General features: G+C 38.2%; 11 protein-coding genes. 6 read left to right on the forward strand and 5 right to left on the reverse strand.

The annotated features are described in order from the left end of the window. Positions 1 to 20: 20 nt before the first annotated feature. The 4 genes from BUE24_RS20075 to BUE24_RS20090 all read left to right on the forward strand — a co-directional run bounded on the left by BUE24_RS20075 (position 21) and on the right by BUE24_RS20090 (position 4616). On the forward strand, positions 21 to 1163 hold the full coding sequence (locus tag BUE24_RS20075) for a helix-turn-helix domain-containing protein (protein ID WP_073320244.1): 1143 nt from the start codon (positions 21 to 23) through the stop codon (positions 1161 to 1163). Positions 1164 to 1178: 15 nt separating this feature from the next. Further along, on the forward strand, positions 1179 to 2024 hold the full coding sequence (locus BUE24_RS20080) for a CPBP family intramembrane glutamic endopeptidase (protein ID WP_073320247.1): 846 nt from the start codon (positions 1179 to 1181) through the stop codon (positions 2022 to 2024). A gap of 136 nt (positions 2025 to 2160) precedes the next feature. Further along, positions 2161 to 3078 (forward strand): NHL repeat-containing protein, encoded by a 918-nt coding sequence (locus tag BUE24_RS20085; protein WP_073320249.1) that lies wholly within the window; start codon positions 2161 to 2163, stop codon positions 3076 to 3078. A 101-nt stretch (positions 3079 to 3179) separates the two neighbouring features. After that, entirely contained in the window at positions 3180 to 4616 is a 1437-nt protein-coding gene (locus tag BUE24_RS20090; RefSeq protein WP_084549630.1) for an alpha/beta fold hydrolase, read from the forward strand. 86 nt (positions 4617 to 4702) lie between these two features. Here BUE24_RS20090 and BUE24_RS20095 read toward each other — a convergent pair whose 3' ends face one another. The 5 genes from BUE24_RS20095 to BUE24_RS20115 all read right to left on the reverse strand — a co-directional run bounded on the left by BUE24_RS20095 (position 4703) and on the right by BUE24_RS20115 (position 12315). Then, the gene (locus BUE24_RS20095) at positions 4703 to 5896 is read right to left on the reverse strand and encodes a serine hydrolase domain-containing protein (RefSeq protein WP_073320255.1); all 1194 of its coding nucleotides are present in this window, start codon (positions 5894 to 5896) and stop codon (positions 4703 to 4705) included. A gap of 88 nt (positions 5897 to 5984) precedes the next feature. Continuing rightward, positions 5985 to 6827, reverse strand: a complete 843-nt coding sequence (locus BUE24_RS20100; protein ID WP_073320258.1) for a helix-turn-helix domain-containing protein — start codon at positions 6825 to 6827, stop codon at positions 5985 to 5987. 310 nt (positions 6828 to 7137) lie between these two features. Next, positions 7138 to 7479 (reverse strand): hypothetical protein, encoded by a 342-nt coding sequence (locus BUE24_RS20105; protein ID WP_139242066.1) that lies wholly within the window; start codon positions 7477 to 7479, stop codon positions 7138 to 7140. Between the two features lie 203 nt (positions 7480 to 7682). Beyond that, the gene (gene mfd / locus BUE24_RS20110) at positions 7683 to 11048 is read right to left on the reverse strand and encodes a transcription-repair coupling factor (protein WP_073320264.1); all 3366 of its coding nucleotides are present in this window, start codon (positions 11046 to 11048) and stop codon (positions 7683 to 7685) included. A gap of 103 nt (positions 11049 to 11151) precedes the next feature. Next, positions 11152 to 12315, reverse strand: a complete 1164-nt coding sequence (locus tag BUE24_RS20115; protein ID WP_073320267.1) for an aminotransferase class V-fold PLP-dependent enzyme — start codon at positions 12313 to 12315, stop codon at positions 11152 to 11154. Between the two features lie 332 nt (positions 12316 to 12647). Here BUE24_RS20115 and BUE24_RS20120 point away from each other — a divergent pair, with 332 nt between their 5' ends. Both BUE24_RS20120 and BUE24_RS20125 read left to right on the forward strand, forming a co-directional pair. Beyond that, positions 12648 to 16070: an RHS repeat protein gene (locus BUE24_RS20120; RefSeq protein WP_073320270.1), complete on the forward strand. Its 3423-nt coding sequence runs from the start codon at positions 12648 to 12650 to the stop codon at positions 16068 to 16070. A gap of 19 nt (positions 16071 to 16089) precedes the next feature. Then, a partial coding sequence (locus BUE24_RS20125; protein ID WP_244548185.1) for a DUF6443 domain-containing protein occupies positions 16090 to 18947 on the forward strand: 2858 nt, incomplete at its 3' end.

Consider the following 18947-nt stretch of genomic DNA (forward strand, 5'->3'; position numbering starts at 1 on the left):
AGAAAGAAATATAGTTTTGTATGCAGTTTAATTCTTTGTTAGTGATTACATTCGAATTTATTGATCTCATACTTTTTCTAGGTATAAGCCAGGGTATCTTTTTAGCGATTACTATACAGCTTTTAAAAGGGAAGAACAAAGGAGCAAATACCATATTGTCCTCTATTCTACTTATCGCCGTGGTGATGCTAATAGGCAGAATGATTTACTTTCGATTTTTAACGCCAATGTTATTTCGATGGACGGTTTTGATCGATATGGTGATTCTCATTTTTGGGCCACTTTGTTATTGCTACATACGTCGTTTGGCTTTTCTAGAAAATGAACAGTATAGACTCTCTTGGATCCATTTTATTCCGGCTGGACTTCATTTTTTGTTTTTTGTATATGGAATGACCTTTAGTTTAGAGGACTATATCCAAAAGGTGAACTCGGGAGCTTTTAACCTTCCTTTTTTTATCATTGAAGGAGGTGGGATATTATCGAATCTGTTCTATTGGGGGTTAAACGTAAATTTGATCACAAAATATAAACGAGAGGAAAAAAATAGGGTGTCCTACAGTCAAAATCTGATCTCTTTTTTGATCCTCTTTCAGATATCGGTGGGTGTTTTTTTGTTGGTATGGTTAATCAGTTTTATCGCACTGAAGTTTTTTAGTTATTCGCTATATCCTATAGGGTACGATTCCTTGTGGGTAGGGCTATCGGTTTTCATTTTTGTAATTGGATACTATAGTTTGAAAGAACCCGAGCTTTTTAGAATCCCTTTACCCGTCGAAAAAACCAAACCCAAACCGCAACGAATGCCCGAAAGAGCTATTTCTCTATTAAAGGAACGTTTGCAGCATGCTATTGAGGAAGATAAATTATACTTACAAAGCAACCTTACATTAAGGGATCTTGCGCAACATCTCAATACATCAACACATAATCTATCCTGGTACCTTAATCAGGTATTACAAACCAACTTTTATGATTACATCAATCATTATCGTATAAAGGAGTTTATCAAGAAAATAGACAATAACGAACATCATCAGCATACCATTTTGGCGCTTTCTATGGATGTTGGGTTTAATTCAAAATCCACTTTTAATAAAGCTTTTAAGTTGGAGATGAATGATACTCCTAGTAATTACATAAAACAACTCGTGTCCGTTTAAACTAATCTTCACCAAATGATCAAATTAGAAAAGAATGTCTGGATTTATATTGTAATCTTATTAATAGTAACCTATGCTTTCCAAATTTTTGCCATTTATAATGGAGGAGAGGAGTATCAGTTTTTTGACTTGGTTATCGGGATTAGCATGTTTTTTCCAGCTATTGGAGCCATTTGGTATTTGGTAAAGACAAAAACGGGTTTAGGTTATATCGATTGGAAAATAAGAAAGCCACTATACTTAATCTTAAGCCTACTCATACCTATTGCGATTACCTTGCTGGGTATTCTGTTAATCGAAAAGTTGGGAATTGCTACCAACTATGCCTATACTATAAAAGGGGATGTAGTAGATGATATAGAGATTCCTCTGCTCTTGGGTGCAGATGCTCAAAGTCTTCCATTTTTTGTTCTTAATTTCTTGGTTACGGGAATTATTTTTTCGTTGATTACAGGGCTATTAACTATGGGCGAAGAGATAGGGTGGAGAGGTTTTTTGCAAAAGAAGCTTCTGGAGACCAACAGCACTTTCAAATCACTTACCTTTTTAGGTGTGTTGTGGGGGTTTTGGCACTTTCCGTTGATCATTAATGGATTTAATTATCCAGAGTATCCAGTCTTGGGAGCATTTTTAATATTTCCGGTAACGACGGTTTTTATTTCATTCTTTATGGGGATGATCACCATCAACTCCAAAAGTGTTTGGCCCGCAGTACTTACTCATGGAGCCATAAATTCGATCATGATCTTTTTGTTTGAAATGGATTTTGGAGCACATAAACTCTACGGAAATTTTGCGATACTAGCTATTTGGATGGTGGTGGGTATATTGGCGTATCTGCGCATTAGCCCAAAAAAATAGCATATTGCTGTTGTCGAGTTACATTTCAGCATATATAGGATCATTCTGCTGCATAAAAAAGGGTACGACTTGATCCAAAGCGTCGATTTTTAATGGATATCGAGATAAATTCGAGGAAAACATTAAAAATCAAATCATGAAAAAAATCATCAAAAGTTGTAAGCTATTCGCATTGCTTAGTGCGTCTGTATTATTTGTTTCTTGCTATGGAGACGGTGTAGATCGTGAACCTGAAGTAGAAACTATTGTGTCTGATTTTGCAGGTAACGATGCCGTTACTGTAGACAAAAGAGGAAATGTTTATGTTTCAGAATATGGACAGTTTGAAAATACCGGTGGTAATGGAACCCGAGTACTAAAAATATCCAGACAAGGAGAGGTTTCAGACTTTATTACCGATCTCTCGGGCCCTCTTGGAAACGCCATTGACTTCCAGGGTAATTTCTACGTGAGTAACGACAACAATACGCAAAGAGGGGATATTCTTAAAGTAAGTCCTGATGGTACTAAAACTGTATTGGCTACGATAGATGGATGGCCTACTGGACTTACATTGGATCATCAAAATAATGTGTATGCATCTAATTTTTTAACGCCTACCGTACATAAAATTACACCAGAAGGAGAAGTAACTGTATTTGCCAGCGATCCTAGATTAGCAGGAGGTGTAGGGATTGATTTTGATCGCAGAGGAAATTTGGTAGTCGGCAATTTTGCAACAGCCGATATCTTGTCAATCACTCCAGATGGTGAGGTGTCTTTGATCGCCAATATTCCGAATATTGTAATTAATGGTTTTGGTATCGGATACATTACTGTGTTGGGTAATTCGGTTTTTGCAACGGGTATAGCCGTTAACAAGATATTTAGGGTAACTCTAGATGGCGAAGTTGAAGAGTTTGCCGGAACCGGAAATGCTGCCGTGGTAGATGGGCCTGTAGAAGAAGCGTCTTTTAATGGACCTAACGGAATTACAGCAGATAAATACAATAAAGCATTATACGTCTCTGAGTTTGGAGGTACGGGAGCAGTACGCAAAATTTCCTTGAGATAAAAATATGATTGAGTGAAGTAGTTAGTTTTGTTGATTAATATGAGTTCGGTTGTACAATCAATCGAACTCGTATTACTTTAGTAATGATTTAAAGCCCGTTAATGATGAAATCAAAATATTGTTTAGGATTACTATTTTTTGGATTAGTATCCATATACTGCCATGGACAACGACTAAAGATCGAACCCTATACATTTGTGTCTAAAGCAAAAGACACCCTGCAAGCTGAGTTGGGAACTTTTAAGGTCTTAGAAAACAGAGAAAACGGCAAAGATTCGATTCCTCTTTCTTTTATACGTTTCAAGAGCACAAACTCAAATCCGGGTAGTCCTATTGTCTATTTGGCAGGAGGGCCGGGAGGATCAGGAATAAGCACAGCAAAAGGAAAACGTTTTGAGTTGTTTATAAAACTTAGAGAGATAGCAGATGTGATCGCATTTGATCAAAGAGGTACAGGAATGTCACATCGTTTACCCAATTGTGATTCTCGGGTAGAATTTGATTTTGCTAAGCCTATTGATAAAGCCGAGTATCTTCAAAAAACGAAAGATAATTGTATTAAATGCCTGGAGTTTTGGAAGAGGAATAAGGTGGGTCTTGCTGCCTACAACACCACCGAGAACGCAAGAGATATTGATGAATTACGTAAAGCACTTAACAGTGATAAAATATCTTTGTGGGGAATTAGTTATGGATCTCATCTAGCTTTTGAGTACATACGATTATTTGAAGAGCATATTGATAAAGCAGTATTGGCCAGTCTGGAAGGCCCTGATCATACCATAAAATTGCCTACCAGTACAGAACAATTTATCTTTCATATTACGGAGAAAGCAAAGGATAATTACGGGTCGAGTACAAAATATCCAAATTTGAAAAACAAGATTTTGGCAGTTCATCAAAAGTTAAAAGAGAGCCCACAAGTGGTTACCTATGAAAATCGTCGAGGAAAAACAGTTACTGTAGGGGTTTCAAATTTTGAGTTACAGGCTACGATCGCCGCATTTTACCTCAAGAATCCCTGGGATTCAAAAAGACTGCCCAAAGTGTACAATGAACTTTATGAAGGAGACTTCTCGCAAATCGCTCCGCAAGTGATGATGATGAAAAGGTTTATGATGATGCCGCCCAGGCCAATGCCGTTTGCCATGGATATGCAATCAGGAATATCTGAAGCCCGTATGAAGATAGTGGAGGAACAAATAGATCGAACTATTTTAGGAAGTACCATAAATTTCTTTCTCTATGAATGGATGATGGGACTGGATGTTCCAAAACTTCCTAAAGAGTTCAGAACAATGAAGAAAAATAATGTAAATACATTGTTGCTTAGTGGTACTATGGATGGACGCACTTATGTTTCGTCAGGAAAAGAAATTGCCAAAGATTTTACCAAAGGTTATCATGTGATTGTTGAAAATGGGGGTCATGATTTATATATGCAATCCCCTTTGGTTGTTGCATTGGTGTTAGATTTTTTTAAAGGCAAAGAAATTGAGGTTGAAAAACTCTCTTTAGATCCGGTTTTGTTTGAATGATTCTTGATTCTCTTAGAAAATCAAAAAAAACCGAGATATTTCTATCCCGGTTTTTTTGATGTTCGTTTTTTGATATGAAGAATGACCTATTTTGATGTTTGTTGTATAAATAACTTTGCGATAGCATATACGTTTTCGAACAACTCTCCAGAGTTGCCGTTTTTGTTGGCAAGCATCGATACCGATAAATTGTATTCTGGAAACAAAGCCAATAATGAAATTGATCCATTAGCAATCCCACCATGATGCCATACGGTGATTTTTTGACCATTCCTAAAGAGATCTTTGCGATGATTTCTCCAACCAATGGCATACTCTTGTGGGTTTACTTTTCCATTGTCTAACAAAACAGGTTGGGTGAGTTGGTGTTGTATGTCTTGACCAAATAATTGATGATTCAAAAAAGCATTTCCAATCTTTACCAAAGCAGTTGGTGTTGCCAAAAAACCACCACCAGCCCATTTATTGCTGTTGTTTACTTTGTAGACTTCTTTGTAAGTGCCCTTTGCAATGTCGTAAAACCTGGCGGTGTTTTTAATGGGAGTAGCAGTTTCAGCTTCAATGTTGGATATGTTGATGGGTTTAAAAACATTTTGCTTCATAAAATCTGGGAATTTTTGATGGGAAGCTCCCTCTAGCATTCCGCTGAGTAAGGTATAGTTATAACTGCTGTAACTGAAATCTGATCCTGGTTCGAACAGTAAATCATCATTATTAAAAATACCTACGCTTTCTTCTACTCCTGTATACTCATCGTTATTGTAGTACTCCCATATAGGAAAGCAAAGACATGACCCATAATTTCTGATTCCCGAAGTATGAGAAGCTAGCTGTCGCAAATTGATATTGGATAATTGACCACTCGCATACGAAACAAAGTCTTTGACCTCGCTGTCTAGTTGGAGTTTTTGGTTTTGCAGTAATACCCCGATTCCTAAAGAAGTAACTGCTTTCGAAGTACTTCCTATTCTGAATTTAGTATCCAGTGCAACAGGGATTTGATCGTCTAGATTTTGATATCCGATAGCATTTGCCCATTGTATTTTTCCGTGTTGCCCAACGGCTATGGATACCGCTGGAGACTGCAGTCGCTGGTGGATAGCTTTAAGAACACTATCTGCTTTTTTGGATTGCGTATCAGTATGATGAACCACCGGAGGGATTGCCTTGATTTTTGATAGAGGTTTCCATCCTGTTGTATACACAAAAATAGGTTCAAAAAGGAAATAGGAGAATATAAGTATGATGAGTACAAAGACTGAAATGAGTATTTTTTTCATTTTGTAAAGGAGTTAAAATTAGGCAATAGAAAGCACGCATTGAATCAGCAATCAATGGTTTTAGGTACTAATAAATATTGAAATGGATCTATTCGATATCGATTTCCTTCTGCTTTGCTTTGAGCATTTCAGAAATCTTGTAGAGTAGGATAATTTCTAGAATGATCGTAGGGGTAAGGACGATATAACCCACAATGCCAAGTATTACTGTTGCCATACACCCATAAGCAATAATCTCAAAAATACCAGTCACCTTGGCAAGTGTCCCTAGTGCGTTTTGTAAACGGATTACGGCTACACCTAATAAAATCCCCAGAATACCAAAAGTAATACTGTAGGCACCTATAACGACTTGATAATCGATTTCGCCAACATAAAGGGATAAAATATCATAGGTATAGAATACACCACCAACAAAGATGAGGATGAAAGCGACAATTCTAAGCAAATAGTTTTTTAAGATCTTACCTGACAGAACGAAACCTCTAAAGAAAAAGATTAACGACAATAATGTCACTAATTTGGTAAGGCAATACACCACATTTCCTCCTAAGATTTCATCTTGAAAATATCGATAGTAATCCAAAGTAAATTCTCCAAACCCTAAAATAAAGTAGATAACACCACTGATCCAGGATATGGTGAGTTGTCTATTCAAAAAACCAGCTTCTTTACTGTCGTCTATTTCTAACAAGAATAGTTTTTTAAACTCTTTGGTAACTCTGGATTCTTCGGTTTGAATTTGACTCAAATCATAATCCAATGCAGATAAGATGGTCTTGATGGTATAACTCCTAGGAGTAACTTCTCCTGATTCTATGCGTTGAATAGTTCTAACACTAATATTACATTGCTCAACAAGCTCTTCTTGAGTAAGACCTTTTAGTTTTCGTAGTTCGGAAATTTTTATTCCTAATTCTGGCTGTTTCATGACTTTTAAGTTTTTAGTTGCATTCTTGTGATCACTAGAACTTGTATTCATTTTCTTCAGCAATATTAGTTTCCAGAAATAGGTTCTCAAATTTTTTTGCTTGTCTTTAACCCGTCATTTACCCGACAAAGCAGATATAATAGGGGATTCAAGACAAATGCGGTAATTTTTATGAATCGGAAATATAGGAATAATTATGCGGAGTAGACTACTTTTTTAGGCAAGTATTTGCATGTAGGTTGCTACAAAAAGGAGTATTCAGATGTGTTTGGGTAGCGTAAAAGTATATTCGATACGTATAGTTTTTAATTTATGCTCTTAGATTCAAAGTATTCAGGTAGCTTTTTACTTCTACAAACATCGCTTGCTTGCTTAAAAGGTCATCGATGTTATTACAGGTGTGGTATCCAAAAGAATAGTTCATAGAGAACTCATCGATATCAATTAATTCTGGATTGTTTTTATAATTCTTCAATTCTTCAAGAAACCGTCCTTTTACATTGGCGTAGTTGATTGCATATAACTTGTCGTTATTTAGGTTTTGAATCAACTGGTTTACGCTTTGATTCAACTTTGCTAATTGTTTTAAGGTTCCTTTTAAAAAGCTAAACTCTTCTCTTTTCTTCATGATCTTAGTTGGTGTTATTGTCATAATTTTGGTTAAAATTAAAAACAAACAATCACATCAAAGATTAACTAACGGTGAGCGGTTAAAGTTTTTCGACGAAATGCGTTTTTCTGTGGTTAAACGGGTTTTGATGCAAATTATGGATAATTTTTTCCATTTCAAATAGCAAAAATACAGATGTTTCTTACGTGTTTTTGTGTGAATTTTACTATTCCTCTTCTGGTTTTTTATGCAGTCTTTACCTCCGTTTGTACTGGCTGCAATGGCTGCAGGGCATTCAGTGCTTTGTCTACGGTATCGATTTGCTCAAAAGTGAGCAGTAATCGTAATCCATTTCGAGTTTGTTTTTCTTTCATTTTACACACTCTAGGATTTTGCTGTACAAATTGTAGGACTTTGGTAAAAGCAGGACTTTGATAAAACTCAGATTGCTGATCACTAATAAAATAGCCAATCAATTTATTTTGCTTCAGAATGATCTTCTCAATCCCAATGGATGTGGCAATCCATTTTATTCTTACAGAATTCATCAAATCCAGGGCCTGATCCGGGAGTTCACCAAAGCGATCAATCAATCGTTTCTCATAGCCCTGTAACCCTTCTTCATCTTTGATGGTATTGAGTTCGGTATAGAGATTTAATCGTTCTGTGATATTATTGATATAGTCATCAGGGAACAACAGTTCAAAGTCGGTATCGATTTGTGTATCTTTCAGATACGTTTTTACTTCACCTTCTTCGGCATATAATTCCTTAAACTCATTTTCCTTAAGTTCTTCAATGGCTTCATTCAGGATTTTTTGATACGTATCAAAACCAATTTCATTGATAAATCCACTCTGTTCTCCACCCAGCAAATCTCCTGCACCTCGAATCTCAAGGTCTTTCATCGCAATATTAAAACCACTACCTAATTCTGAGAATTGTTCTAATGCGGTGATTCGTTTTCTGGCATCTTCGGTCATTGCAGAATAGGGTGGTGTGATAAAATAACAGAAGGCTTTTTTGTTACTTCGACCTACTCGACCACGCATTTGATGCAGATCCGAAAGCCCAAAGTTATTGGCGTTGTTTATAAATATGGTATTGGCATTGGGTACGTCCAGACCACTTTCTACAATGGTGGTTGATACCAATACATCAAATTCACCATTCATAAACGACAGCATCAGGTTTTCTAGTTTTTTACCTTCCATTTGCCCGTGTCCTACCGCAACTTTTGCATCAGGTACCAGACGCTGGATCATACCCGCAACCTCTTTGATGTTTTCGATACGGTTATGAATAAAAAATACCTGTCCACCACGTTGTATCTCGTAGCTCACCGCATCTCTTATCGTTTCTTCTGTAAATCGAATCACATGCGTTTCTATCGGATATCGATTAGGCGGTGGCGTGGTGATGGTAGATAAATCTCTGGCTGCCATTAAACTAAACTGCAATGTTCTCGGGATCGGTGTGGCCGTAAGTGTAAGTGTATCTACATTTTCCTTGATGGTTTTGAGCTTGTCTTTTACAGAAACTCCAAACTTTTGTTCTTCATCGATAACCAGAAGTCCAAGGTCTTTGAATTGTACATTTTTATTCACCAACTGATGAGTGCCAATGATGATATCTACCTTTCCTGCGGCTAGGTCCTCTAGTGTTTCTCTTTTTTGTTTTGCGGTTCTGAAACGATTGATATAATCCACTGTAACCGGGAAATCTTTTAAACGATCTCTAAAGGTTTTGGCATGCTGAAATGCAAGTATGGTGGTGGGTACCAATACAGCGACCTGTTTACCATTGTCTACTGCTTTGAATGCGGCACGAATGGCCACTTCGGTCTTACCAAATCCCACATCCCCACAGATCAGTCGATCCATCGGGCGCTCACTTTCCATATCGGTTTTTACCGCCTGGGTAGCCGAACTTTGATCGGGAGTATCTTCATAAATAAAGGAAGCTTCTAGCTCGTGCTGCAAATAACTATCCGGGGCATACTGAAACCCTTTTTGCAACTTTCGTTTGGCGTACAACTGGATGAGGTTAAACGCAATATGCTTAACCCGAGCCTTAGTTTTTTGTTTTAGGTTTTTCCAGGCTTTGGACCCTAGTTTATAGATCTGTGGTGCTTTGCCATCTTTACCATTAAATTTTGAGATTTTATGCAAAGAGTGGATGCTCAAATACAGCACATCCCGCTCTCCATAAATAAGCTTGATTGCTTCTTGTTTTTTGCCGTCGACATCGATTTTTTGCAATCCTCCAAACTTACCAATACCGTGATCGATATGAGTAACGTAATCACCTACTTCAAGATTGGTCAGTTCTTTTAAAGTAATGGCTTGTTTTTTGGCATATCCATTCTTGAGATTGAATTTATGGTACCGCTCAAAAACCTGATGATCGGTATAGCAAGCCACCTTTTGCTGGTGATCTATAAATCCTTGAAACGCCGAAAAAACAATGGTCTCGTATTGTTTTACATCCAGATCAGCATCGTCAAAAATATCATGAAAACGTTTAGCTTGTTGTTCACTTACGCAAAAGATATAGTTTTTGTACCCTTCTTCATGGTTTTCATTTAGATTTTGAATCAATAAATCAAACTGTTTATTGAAAGAAGGTTGAGGTTTGGTGTCAAACTTAATGGTATAATCCGCCTTGGTCAAAGGGCGATTACCGATCTCTACCAGCGTAAAATCCAGTAGTTGTTTTTTAATGAGTGTCGAAGTGGCAAAAAGCTCTTCGGGAGTACTGCGTTTAATTTCGTTGGAAAGCGTTTCAAATGCTTGTTCTGCTTTTTCAAAGTTTTTATCAATCCTTGCGGAAAGCAGGTCGATATCTTTGGCAAACACAACGGTTTTTGAAGCAATGTATTTTAAGAAACTTTCTCTGGTTTCCTGAAGCGCTTTGTTTTCAACATTAGGAATGATTGTAATTTTCTTGATCTGGTCGGTAGACAATTGTGTCTCTACATCAAAGGTTCTGATGCTATCGACTTCATCTCCAAAAAACTCAATACGATAGGGCTCATCATTGCTAAAAGAGAAGACATCTACAATCCCTCCTCGTACCGAAAACTCTCCAGGTTCGGTTACAAAATCTACCCGCTGAAACTGATACTCAAACAAAACCTCGTTTACAAAATCCAAGGACAGAGTATCGTTGGTTGCAATTTTTAGGGTATTTTTCTCCAGCTCCTTTCGGGTCACTACCTTTTCAAATAATGCATCTGGATAGGTAATGATCAGGGCCGGTTTTTTTCTGGAATTGATTCGGTTCAGTACTTCGGCTCGCAAGAGTACATTGGCATTGTCGGTCTCTTCAATTTGATAAGGTCTGCGGTAGCTTCCCGGATAAAACAACACATTTTTGTCACCCAACAATTGCTCCAGATCATTGAGGTAATATGCAGCTTCTTCCTTGTCATTAAAAATGCACAAAAATGGCAGCTCTACTTTTTGAAATGCATCTGCAATACTAAAGGAGAGGGCCGAACCGATTAGTCCTTGTAGATGTATATTATTTTGAGATTGGGCAATAGCAGTTCCTAGTTTCTGCTGTTGCGGAGACTTTTCGACAATTTGCGAGATTTGGGTGATACTCACGAAATATAAATTTTGGGCAAATATAATGGATACAGATAAAATTCTAAAAACATGATAACCATTATTTACTAGGAGTGTTTTTTAAGCAGAAAGAGAAGGCGTTCTAAGAGTGAATTTTTGAATGTTTGGTAAACTGTGTTGTTAAAAGATTTAGATCTTCAATGGTATTGTACATATGTGGTGATATGCGGATGGCATTACCACGATAAGACACTACAATATGGTGTTCTTTAAGTGTAGCTTTCAAAGGATCTATAGCAATATGATCAGGGAGGTATACGCCCAAAAGGTGATGACCTCGATAGGCTTCTTCTTCAATAAAACAACCTAATTCTTTAAGGTTTTGCACTGCATCTTTGGTGATCTGTTGGCAATACTGTTGTATCGTAGTGGGTTGCCATTCGATCAACTGTTCTATTGCTCGAATTAGCATTGGGGTCAACACAAAATTACTGGATTCTCCTACCGAAAATCGTGCTGCTTTGGGCTGGTATCGATCTTCGTATTGGGTAAGATTATTAAAATCTTCACTATTGTATCGATTCATCCAGTTATGTTCGATGGGTTCACCCTGGTGATAAGCTTCACCGTAGTAAGCCATCCCAATTGAATACGGCCCTAGTAGCCATTTATACCCTCCACAAACCAAAGCATCGGGTTGTATTTCTTTTACCGAAAATGGTAGTGCACCAATACTTTGGGTGCCATCGATGACCAAAAGTGCATTTACGATTTTGGTCTTTTCTCGAATAGCTTTCAGGTCAAATTTGGTACCGTCTGCCCAATGCACATGTGCCATGGCAATAACTGCTGTTTTTTTGGTAATGGCATCAAGGATCGCTTCATTCCATCGCTGCCCGCGTTTTTCGAAACCTGATGGTGGTGATATCAATTTGATGGTAGCTCCATTTTGTTGTGCTACTTCTTGCCATACATAATAATTACTGGGGAATTGTTCTTCGACCAATAAGATTTCATCTCCTTTTTGTAAGGGTGTGTTCTTGGCAGCATTGGCAATCCCATAGGATACCGAAGGGATGATGGCGGTGTATTCATAATCTGCAGCATCGATGAGTTCGGCAAAACGTTGTTTGAGCAATTGCCGCTGATCAAAAAAATGCTCAGGCAAAATAGCATGAGGCTTTCCTTTTCTAAGTACGCTTTGTACCCCTACTTCGGATACCGATTTTAACTGCGGAGACATATAAGCACAATTCAAGTATACTGCTTCGTCTGAGAGGTCAAAAAGCTGTTTTTGATGCTGCATAAAAAAGTTTTGGGTAACAAAGTAAATGATAATGACATATACTAGAGGTTAAAAGTATCATAAACTGTTGGCAAGAGGGATGAAAGGCAATGATGCGAGGAAGAAATATTTTTTTCACAGTTTCAAATAATGAAACTGGCAGCACGTATTATTGCATCAAAATATGCCAAGTTGAGTTACAATTATTTGTGTTTAGACCACAAATCAACAGATACGATGAGATGCGGGATCTGGGATTTTTCCCCTCTCATCCCTGTTGATGTATAAATCAAATAATGATGCTTTTGGCACAGGGAAAAATAAAAAATAATTAAAAACCAAGTAGTTAATCTATGAAAAAGCATGTTGTTTTACTGCTAATGATGGCCAGTGCCGTTATTTGGGGTCAAGAATTACCATCTGTAACACCTCCTTCACCTACTGCCTTTGAGTTAGGGAAATATGGAGAGGTGCCTGTGGGAATGTTTACAGGTACAGCAAATGTAAGCGTACCTTTTTATACCTATAAGACTAAGAACTTATCGGTTCCGATTGCATTAAGTTATAATTCTAATGGGTTACGAGTTGACCAAATGACCAGTTGGGTTGGATTAGGTTGGAGTTTAAATGCCGGAGGGGTGATTACCAGAACTGTAAAAGATGAAGATGATGATGGTGCTGGTGCAGGCCTTTTACGTAATGCTCCTGATCAAGAAATCCAGGAAATGGTTTTGGCCGGAGGTAGTATGATCAATCCTACGGTACTAGATTTTTATGTTAACGGTGCAGGGCAGGGAGTAGATACTGAGTATGATATTTATAATTTTAATGTGATGGGTGCTTCTGGACGTTTTATTCTGGATAGAGAGAATCGTGTTCATATCCTGTCCGATAATCCTTTACTTAAAATCACAACTTCGGGCTATCAGTTTAATAGAATTTTTACGATTACCACTCAGGATGGGATACAATATGAGTTTACAGCTATAGAGAGTAGCGATGTATTAGTTCCTGTTACTGCTTCTTTTGATCCACCAAGAACGGTTACCTCATGGTATATGACTAAGATTGTTCATCCGCTTGGGGATGAGATTACTTTTACCTATACAAGTAACAATTACCAGTTTGTACAAGGAGAAGGGGAATCCTACTCTAAACTAGTAGCTAAAGAAGAATGCCCAAATATGCCATGTCCGCAAGGTGGGCTTAGTACCTCAGAGACTAAAGTATCTATTTATGGATTACGATTAACGGGAATTAGCAGTAACCGTCCTGCTGCAGGTACGGTAAGCTTTACAGCTAGCAGCAAGCATCAAGATATTCCTATAGCTCTATTAGATCAGGTACAAATAAAGGATAAGAACGATGTGCTTGTAGAGAATTTTGATTTGCAATATACCATTACGGGTAATACACGTGCTTTTTTAGACCGTGTGATTATGAAAGATACGCAACAGTCGTATGAGTTTGCGTATAGTGATAAGGACGCTTTTCCTAGTCGTTTATCCAAAGCTCAAGATTATTGGGGGTATTACAATGGGAAGACAACCAATACGCATCGAGTGCCAAGAACAGATAATCCGGTCTTCAATAATTTTGGGGCGGATAGAACTCCTTCACCTATCCATACACAGAAAGGGTTGTTACAAAGAGTAACTTATCCTACCAAAGGATATAATGAATTCGTATATGAGGCTAATGTGATTCGAGAAAATCAGTCAGCAGTATCTAATACACAATTGGATGTACATACGGGGAGTTCATTTCCTAATAGCATCACTTTTACATTACCAGATAACTATTTTCAAAATACAGTATATCCTACAAGGATCATTGCCTCGATGGACTTAGATGGATTTGCATGTTCTAGTTGCACAGGTACAGGATCGATTAGTATTTATGACAATACCGATAATCGTATGGCATACAGTGGTACAATAAGTAGAGATCAATCTATTAATGATACGGCTATACTTATGCAGAATCATAACTATACGATGAGTATCACCACTACGGGGAATTTAAATTTTATTGCAAACCTGAATTACGCTACATCAGATTCGCAAATGACGGATGTGACCAAAGGAGGAGTTCGTATAAAGGAAGTACACACCAAAGATGCAAATGGTAATGAGACCAACAGTAAATACTATCATTACGAAAGATTAGATACTCCAGGAGTTTCGTCAGGGATTAAAGGACTTCCGATATCATTTGAAGGAGGATATGAAACCAGGACTGCTTGTGATCCTACAGAAGGATCTACGGCACCAGCTGGAGGTAATACACATTGTGTCTACGCTACCTTGTCTTCAAGTACGGCCAATACCTTATTTGATCAACGAGGTTCTGCAATTTATTATCCTTTTGTATGTGTAAGTACTGGAGATGCTACAGGTAAATACGGTATGGAAGAGCATGAGTTTATCGTAAACAGGAGCACTACCAATCAGTTAATCTGGGGTGGAGGAGAGTTTACTCCAATTCAATTCAACAATGCTGATGCTGTAAATAATGGGTTTACAAAAAAGGTAACAATGTACACCAAAAAAGGGAATGACTTTATTAAAGCCCAGGAAACTATCAATACTTATGAAAAAGATCTGAGCTATACCAATACCGTAAATAGCTATATCATCAGAAAGGATTTCAATCCTGTGTTTGCGGGGCAAATAGATTATGTATGTGATGCACAAGATGTGAACAGAACCTATACTTATTCTTATTGTGATGCTGTTCATACGCATCAATGGCAGATCAATAACGGACATAGTTGTATTGCGGCTGGACATAACAATATTACCGTACAAAGACAGCACCCTTGTTATGGATTATCTGTAGGGGCAAAAGTACAACATCATGTGTATTATGATTTTGGAGAGCCTACGTATCTAACGGTGATTCGAGATCAATATAACTCAGAGCGTTATTATATGGATAAGGTAGAGAATAAGGTATATGATAGTGATGGTAATAATCCATTGGTAACGACTACCAAATACTACTACGATAATCTTTTTCATCGTTTACCTACCCGTACAGAGGTTACAGATTCTAAAGGGAAGCAAATGATCACAAAAACATACTACCCAGATGATGTTACAAGTTTGTCTAGTTTGCCAGGGGGCGATCTGAGCCAAGCGCAGTATGATGGGATAAACAGTTTGAAACGAGTGAATCAGAACCGATCAGCTACCCCTGTTCAGGTAGAACAATATGAAAAAGAAAATGGAACGGAAGTTTTATTATCTACCCAACGTACTTTGTTTAAAGATTGGGGGAGCAATACCATATTACCAGAAGAGGTATTAGCCGCAAAGGGAAGTCAAGTACTAGAACCTAGAGTAAAATATACCGAGTATGATGGTTTTGGTAATCCCACAGAGGTAGCGAAGTCTGATGGTACGCCTATGGCTTATATCTGGGGATACAATCATCAATATCCTGTGGCCAAGATCGAGAATATGACCTATAGTGGGGTATCGGCTTACGTGAATACAATTCAATCCAAGTCTGATTTAGACACCGATCACAAAATGGGTGGTCAAGGCACCGAAGGTGCTCTACGTACAGAACTGAATAAGTTACGTACGGAGTTACCCACAGATGCCATGGTCACAACCTATACCTATGATCCTATGGTTGGGGTAACCAGTATGACCGATCCAAGAGGATATACGGTGTATTATGAATATGACGAGTTTAATCGCCTGGAATATGTACGAGATGCTGACGGCAATTTGATTTCAGAGAACAAATACCACTATAAAAACTAATCCTAAAAAGTAAGAAAACATGCAAAACAAGATAATGATGCTTGTATTCCTATTACTTATGGGATACAGTGCAACGGCACAATTAACTGATGAGCCTATTGATGGTGGTGGCGGTACCACTAAGTATTATTATGATGGGGATAGAGATGGATATGGTAATCCTAACTCTGCATATGTCACCACTCCTACAACCAATTATGTGCCTAATAACACGGATTGTAATGATGGTAGTGCAGTGATCAATCCTACTACCCGATGGTATTATGATGGTGATGGCGATGGTAGAGGACGTACTAGTCCTATGAAGATCCAGTGTACTAAACCTGCCAATTATGTACTACATAAAGATGACAGGGATGATAACAATCAGTATATCACTCATATTGCTCCCAGAAACTATTATAGAGATGGAGATCGAGATGGTTTTGGAAATCCTAGTATCAAGTATTATCGCAGTGCTCCTCCTAGTGATGGGTATACTTATGTGACCAATGGGAATGATTGTAATGATGGTAATGCATCGATTAATCCCAACAAGGTTTGGTATCGCGATTGGGATAGAGATGGTCGGGGTAATGCGACTGTTACCACACAGAGTTGTACACAACCGTCGGGTTATGTAGCTAACAATGATGATATCAATGATGGTAATGAGTTTATCACCAATATTCCACCGCGATACTTTTACATCGATGGGGATCTGGATACTTTTGGCTCTCCAGCTGCAGCAACTAGAGTGTATCATAGTGTTCGTCCAAGTGGTTATGTGACTAACAATCTGGATTGTGATGATGGAGAAGGCGATATCAACCCCAACACAGTTTGGTATAAGGATGGAGATGGAGACAACAGAGGAACCTCTTCGATTACCAAAACCCAGTGTGATCGTCCTTTGGGTTATGTACTAACCAATGATGATATTGATGATAGTAATGAGTTTATTACTCACATTGCACCAAAGCACTACTACAGAGATGCAGACAATGATACTTATGGTAATCCTGTGTTTCACTATTATCGTAGTGCCCCTCCGGCAGATGGGTATGCTTATGTAACTAACGATGATGATTATAACGATAGTGATGAGTACATTACCAATATTGCTCCCCAAAACTTTTACAGAGACGCTGATAATGACACTTTTGGAGATCCAAACATCAGATATACCCGTAGTGCACCACCACAAGATGGATATAGCTATGTCACCAACCTGAATGACTATGATGATAGCACCGAGTTTATCACCAACATTGCACCGAAGAATTTTTATAGAGATGTAGATACGGACACTTTTGGAGATCCAAATGCTCTATTTTATCGCAGTGCAGCTCCAAGTGATGGCTATAGTTATGTTCTTAATGGAGAGGATTGTAATGACAATAACCCCAATATCCACCCCAATACCGTATGGTATAGGGATGGCGACAATGATGGTTTTGGTGATCCCAGTGATACACAAACGGGATGTACTCCACCTACAGGCTATGTGACTGACAACACAGATCAGTGTCCTGGAGAGTATGGAGAGGATATGGGATGTACAGGTATCCCACATAGTCTTAGCTTATCAAATACTGAGAGTTATGTATTTACCCGTACCTACCAAACCGCCATGAGCTCACCTAATGAGATACAGGTGAATCGTGATGTAATTGAAACAGTGACGTATTTTGATGGACTAGGAAGACCTAAACAACAAACGGCCATCAAAGGTTCTCCTACTCAAAAAGACATCATCACTCATATGGAGTATGATGAGGTGGGTAGACAAGCCAAGCAGTACTTACCTTTTGCCAAGGCAAACCAAGGTAGTTATACTGCGGTAAATATCACGAATGATATCAACCAGTATTACTTAGATACCTATGCAGTAGACTTTGCAGGGATTACTAACCCAGCACAAGTAAATGCCTATAGTGAGACGATCTTTGAGGATTCTCCCTTAAACCGAACACTAGAACAAGGAGCTCCAGGTAAAGATTGGAAGGTAGATCCAAATAGTGATACTGATCATACCATCAAGTTTGATTGGAGACACAACATGGCTAACGAAGTAGTACGCTTTGATGTAGACTTTACCAATAGCGATACTGAAAAGCCGGTATTATCACAAAACGGATACTATGCTGCCAATGAATTGTATGTAAGTATCACCAAGGATGAGAACTGGACTACAGCTGATGGAGATAACCATACTACCAGAGAATACAAAGACAAACAGGGAAGAGTAGTATTAAAACGCACCTTTGCTTCGACAAGCTCAGCTAGCTCAGAAGCACATGACACCTATTATATCTATGATAATTTTGGGAATCTCTCATATGTACTACCACCCAAGGTGACTGTAGCCAATGGCGTAAGTCAGAGTGAGCTCGCCGAACTCTGTTACCAATACAAATACGATTACAGAAACCGATTGGTTGAAAAGAAGATCCCTGGCAAAGGATGGGAGTATATTGTGTACAACAAACTGGATCAACCGGTCATGACTCAGGATGCGAATCTAAGGAGTAAAAACCAATGGTTGTTTACCAAATATGACAGACATGGTCGTGTTGCGTATACGGGATTGATTGGTAATAGTAGTGGCCGTATCCCTATGCAAGAATCTGCAGATAACACGGTTGTGTACACCCAACATGAAAGCAAACAAAGCAGTGCACAAACTATAGCGGGTACCACGATATATTATAGTAACAATGCCATCCCACAAGGGATTGCAGAAATCCATACGATCAATTATTATGATGATTACAATTTTGATCGTCATGGTATGGACAAGCCAGCAACTGTATACGGGGTAACGACTACAGATCAAGTAAGAAGTTTACCTACAGGGACCAAGGTAAGAGTATTGGATACCAATAACTGGATTAC

Source organism: Aquimarina spongiae (genome assembly GCF_900141785.1).
GTDB lineage: Bacteria > Bacteroidota > Bacteroidia > Flavobacteriales > Flavobacteriaceae > Aquimarina > Aquimarina spongiae.

Excerpts from the sequence above, each read along its gene's own strand:
- BUE24_RS20075 (WP_073320244.1), top strand. The coding sequence starts at position 21 with ATGCAGTTTAATTCTTTGTTAGTGATTACATTCGAATTTATTGATCTC.
- BUE24_RS20115 (WP_073320267.1), bottom strand. The coding sequence starts at position 12,315 with ATGCAGCATCAAAAACAGCTTTTTGACCTCTCAGACGAAGCAGTATAC.
- BUE24_RS20085 (WP_073320249.1), top strand. The coding sequence starts at position 2,161 with ATGAAAAAAATCATCAAAAGTTGTAAGCTATTCGCATTGCTTAGTGCG.
- BUE24_RS20100 (WP_073320258.1), bottom strand. The coding sequence starts at position 6,827 with ATGAAACAGCCAGAATTAGGAATAAAAATTTCCGAACTACGAAAACTA.
- BUE24_RS20095 (WP_073320255.1), bottom strand. The coding sequence starts at position 5,896 with ATGAAAAAAATACTCATTTCAGTCTTTGTACTCATCATACTTATATTC.
- BUE24_RS20090 (WP_084549630.1), top strand. The coding sequence starts at position 3,180 with ATGATGAAATCAAAATATTGTTTAGGATTACTATTTTTTGGATTAGTA.
- BUE24_RS20120 (WP_073320270.1), top strand. The coding sequence starts at position 12,648 with ATGAAAAAGCATGTTGTTTTACTGCTAATGATGGCCAGTGCCGTTATT.
- BUE24_RS20080 (WP_073320247.1), top strand. The coding sequence starts at position 1,179 with ATGATCAAATTAGAAAAGAATGTCTGGATTTATATTGTAATCTTATTA.
- BUE24_RS20105 (WP_139242066.1), bottom strand. The coding sequence starts at position 7,479 with ATGACAATAACACCAACTAAGATCATGAAGAAAAGAGAAGAGTTTAGC.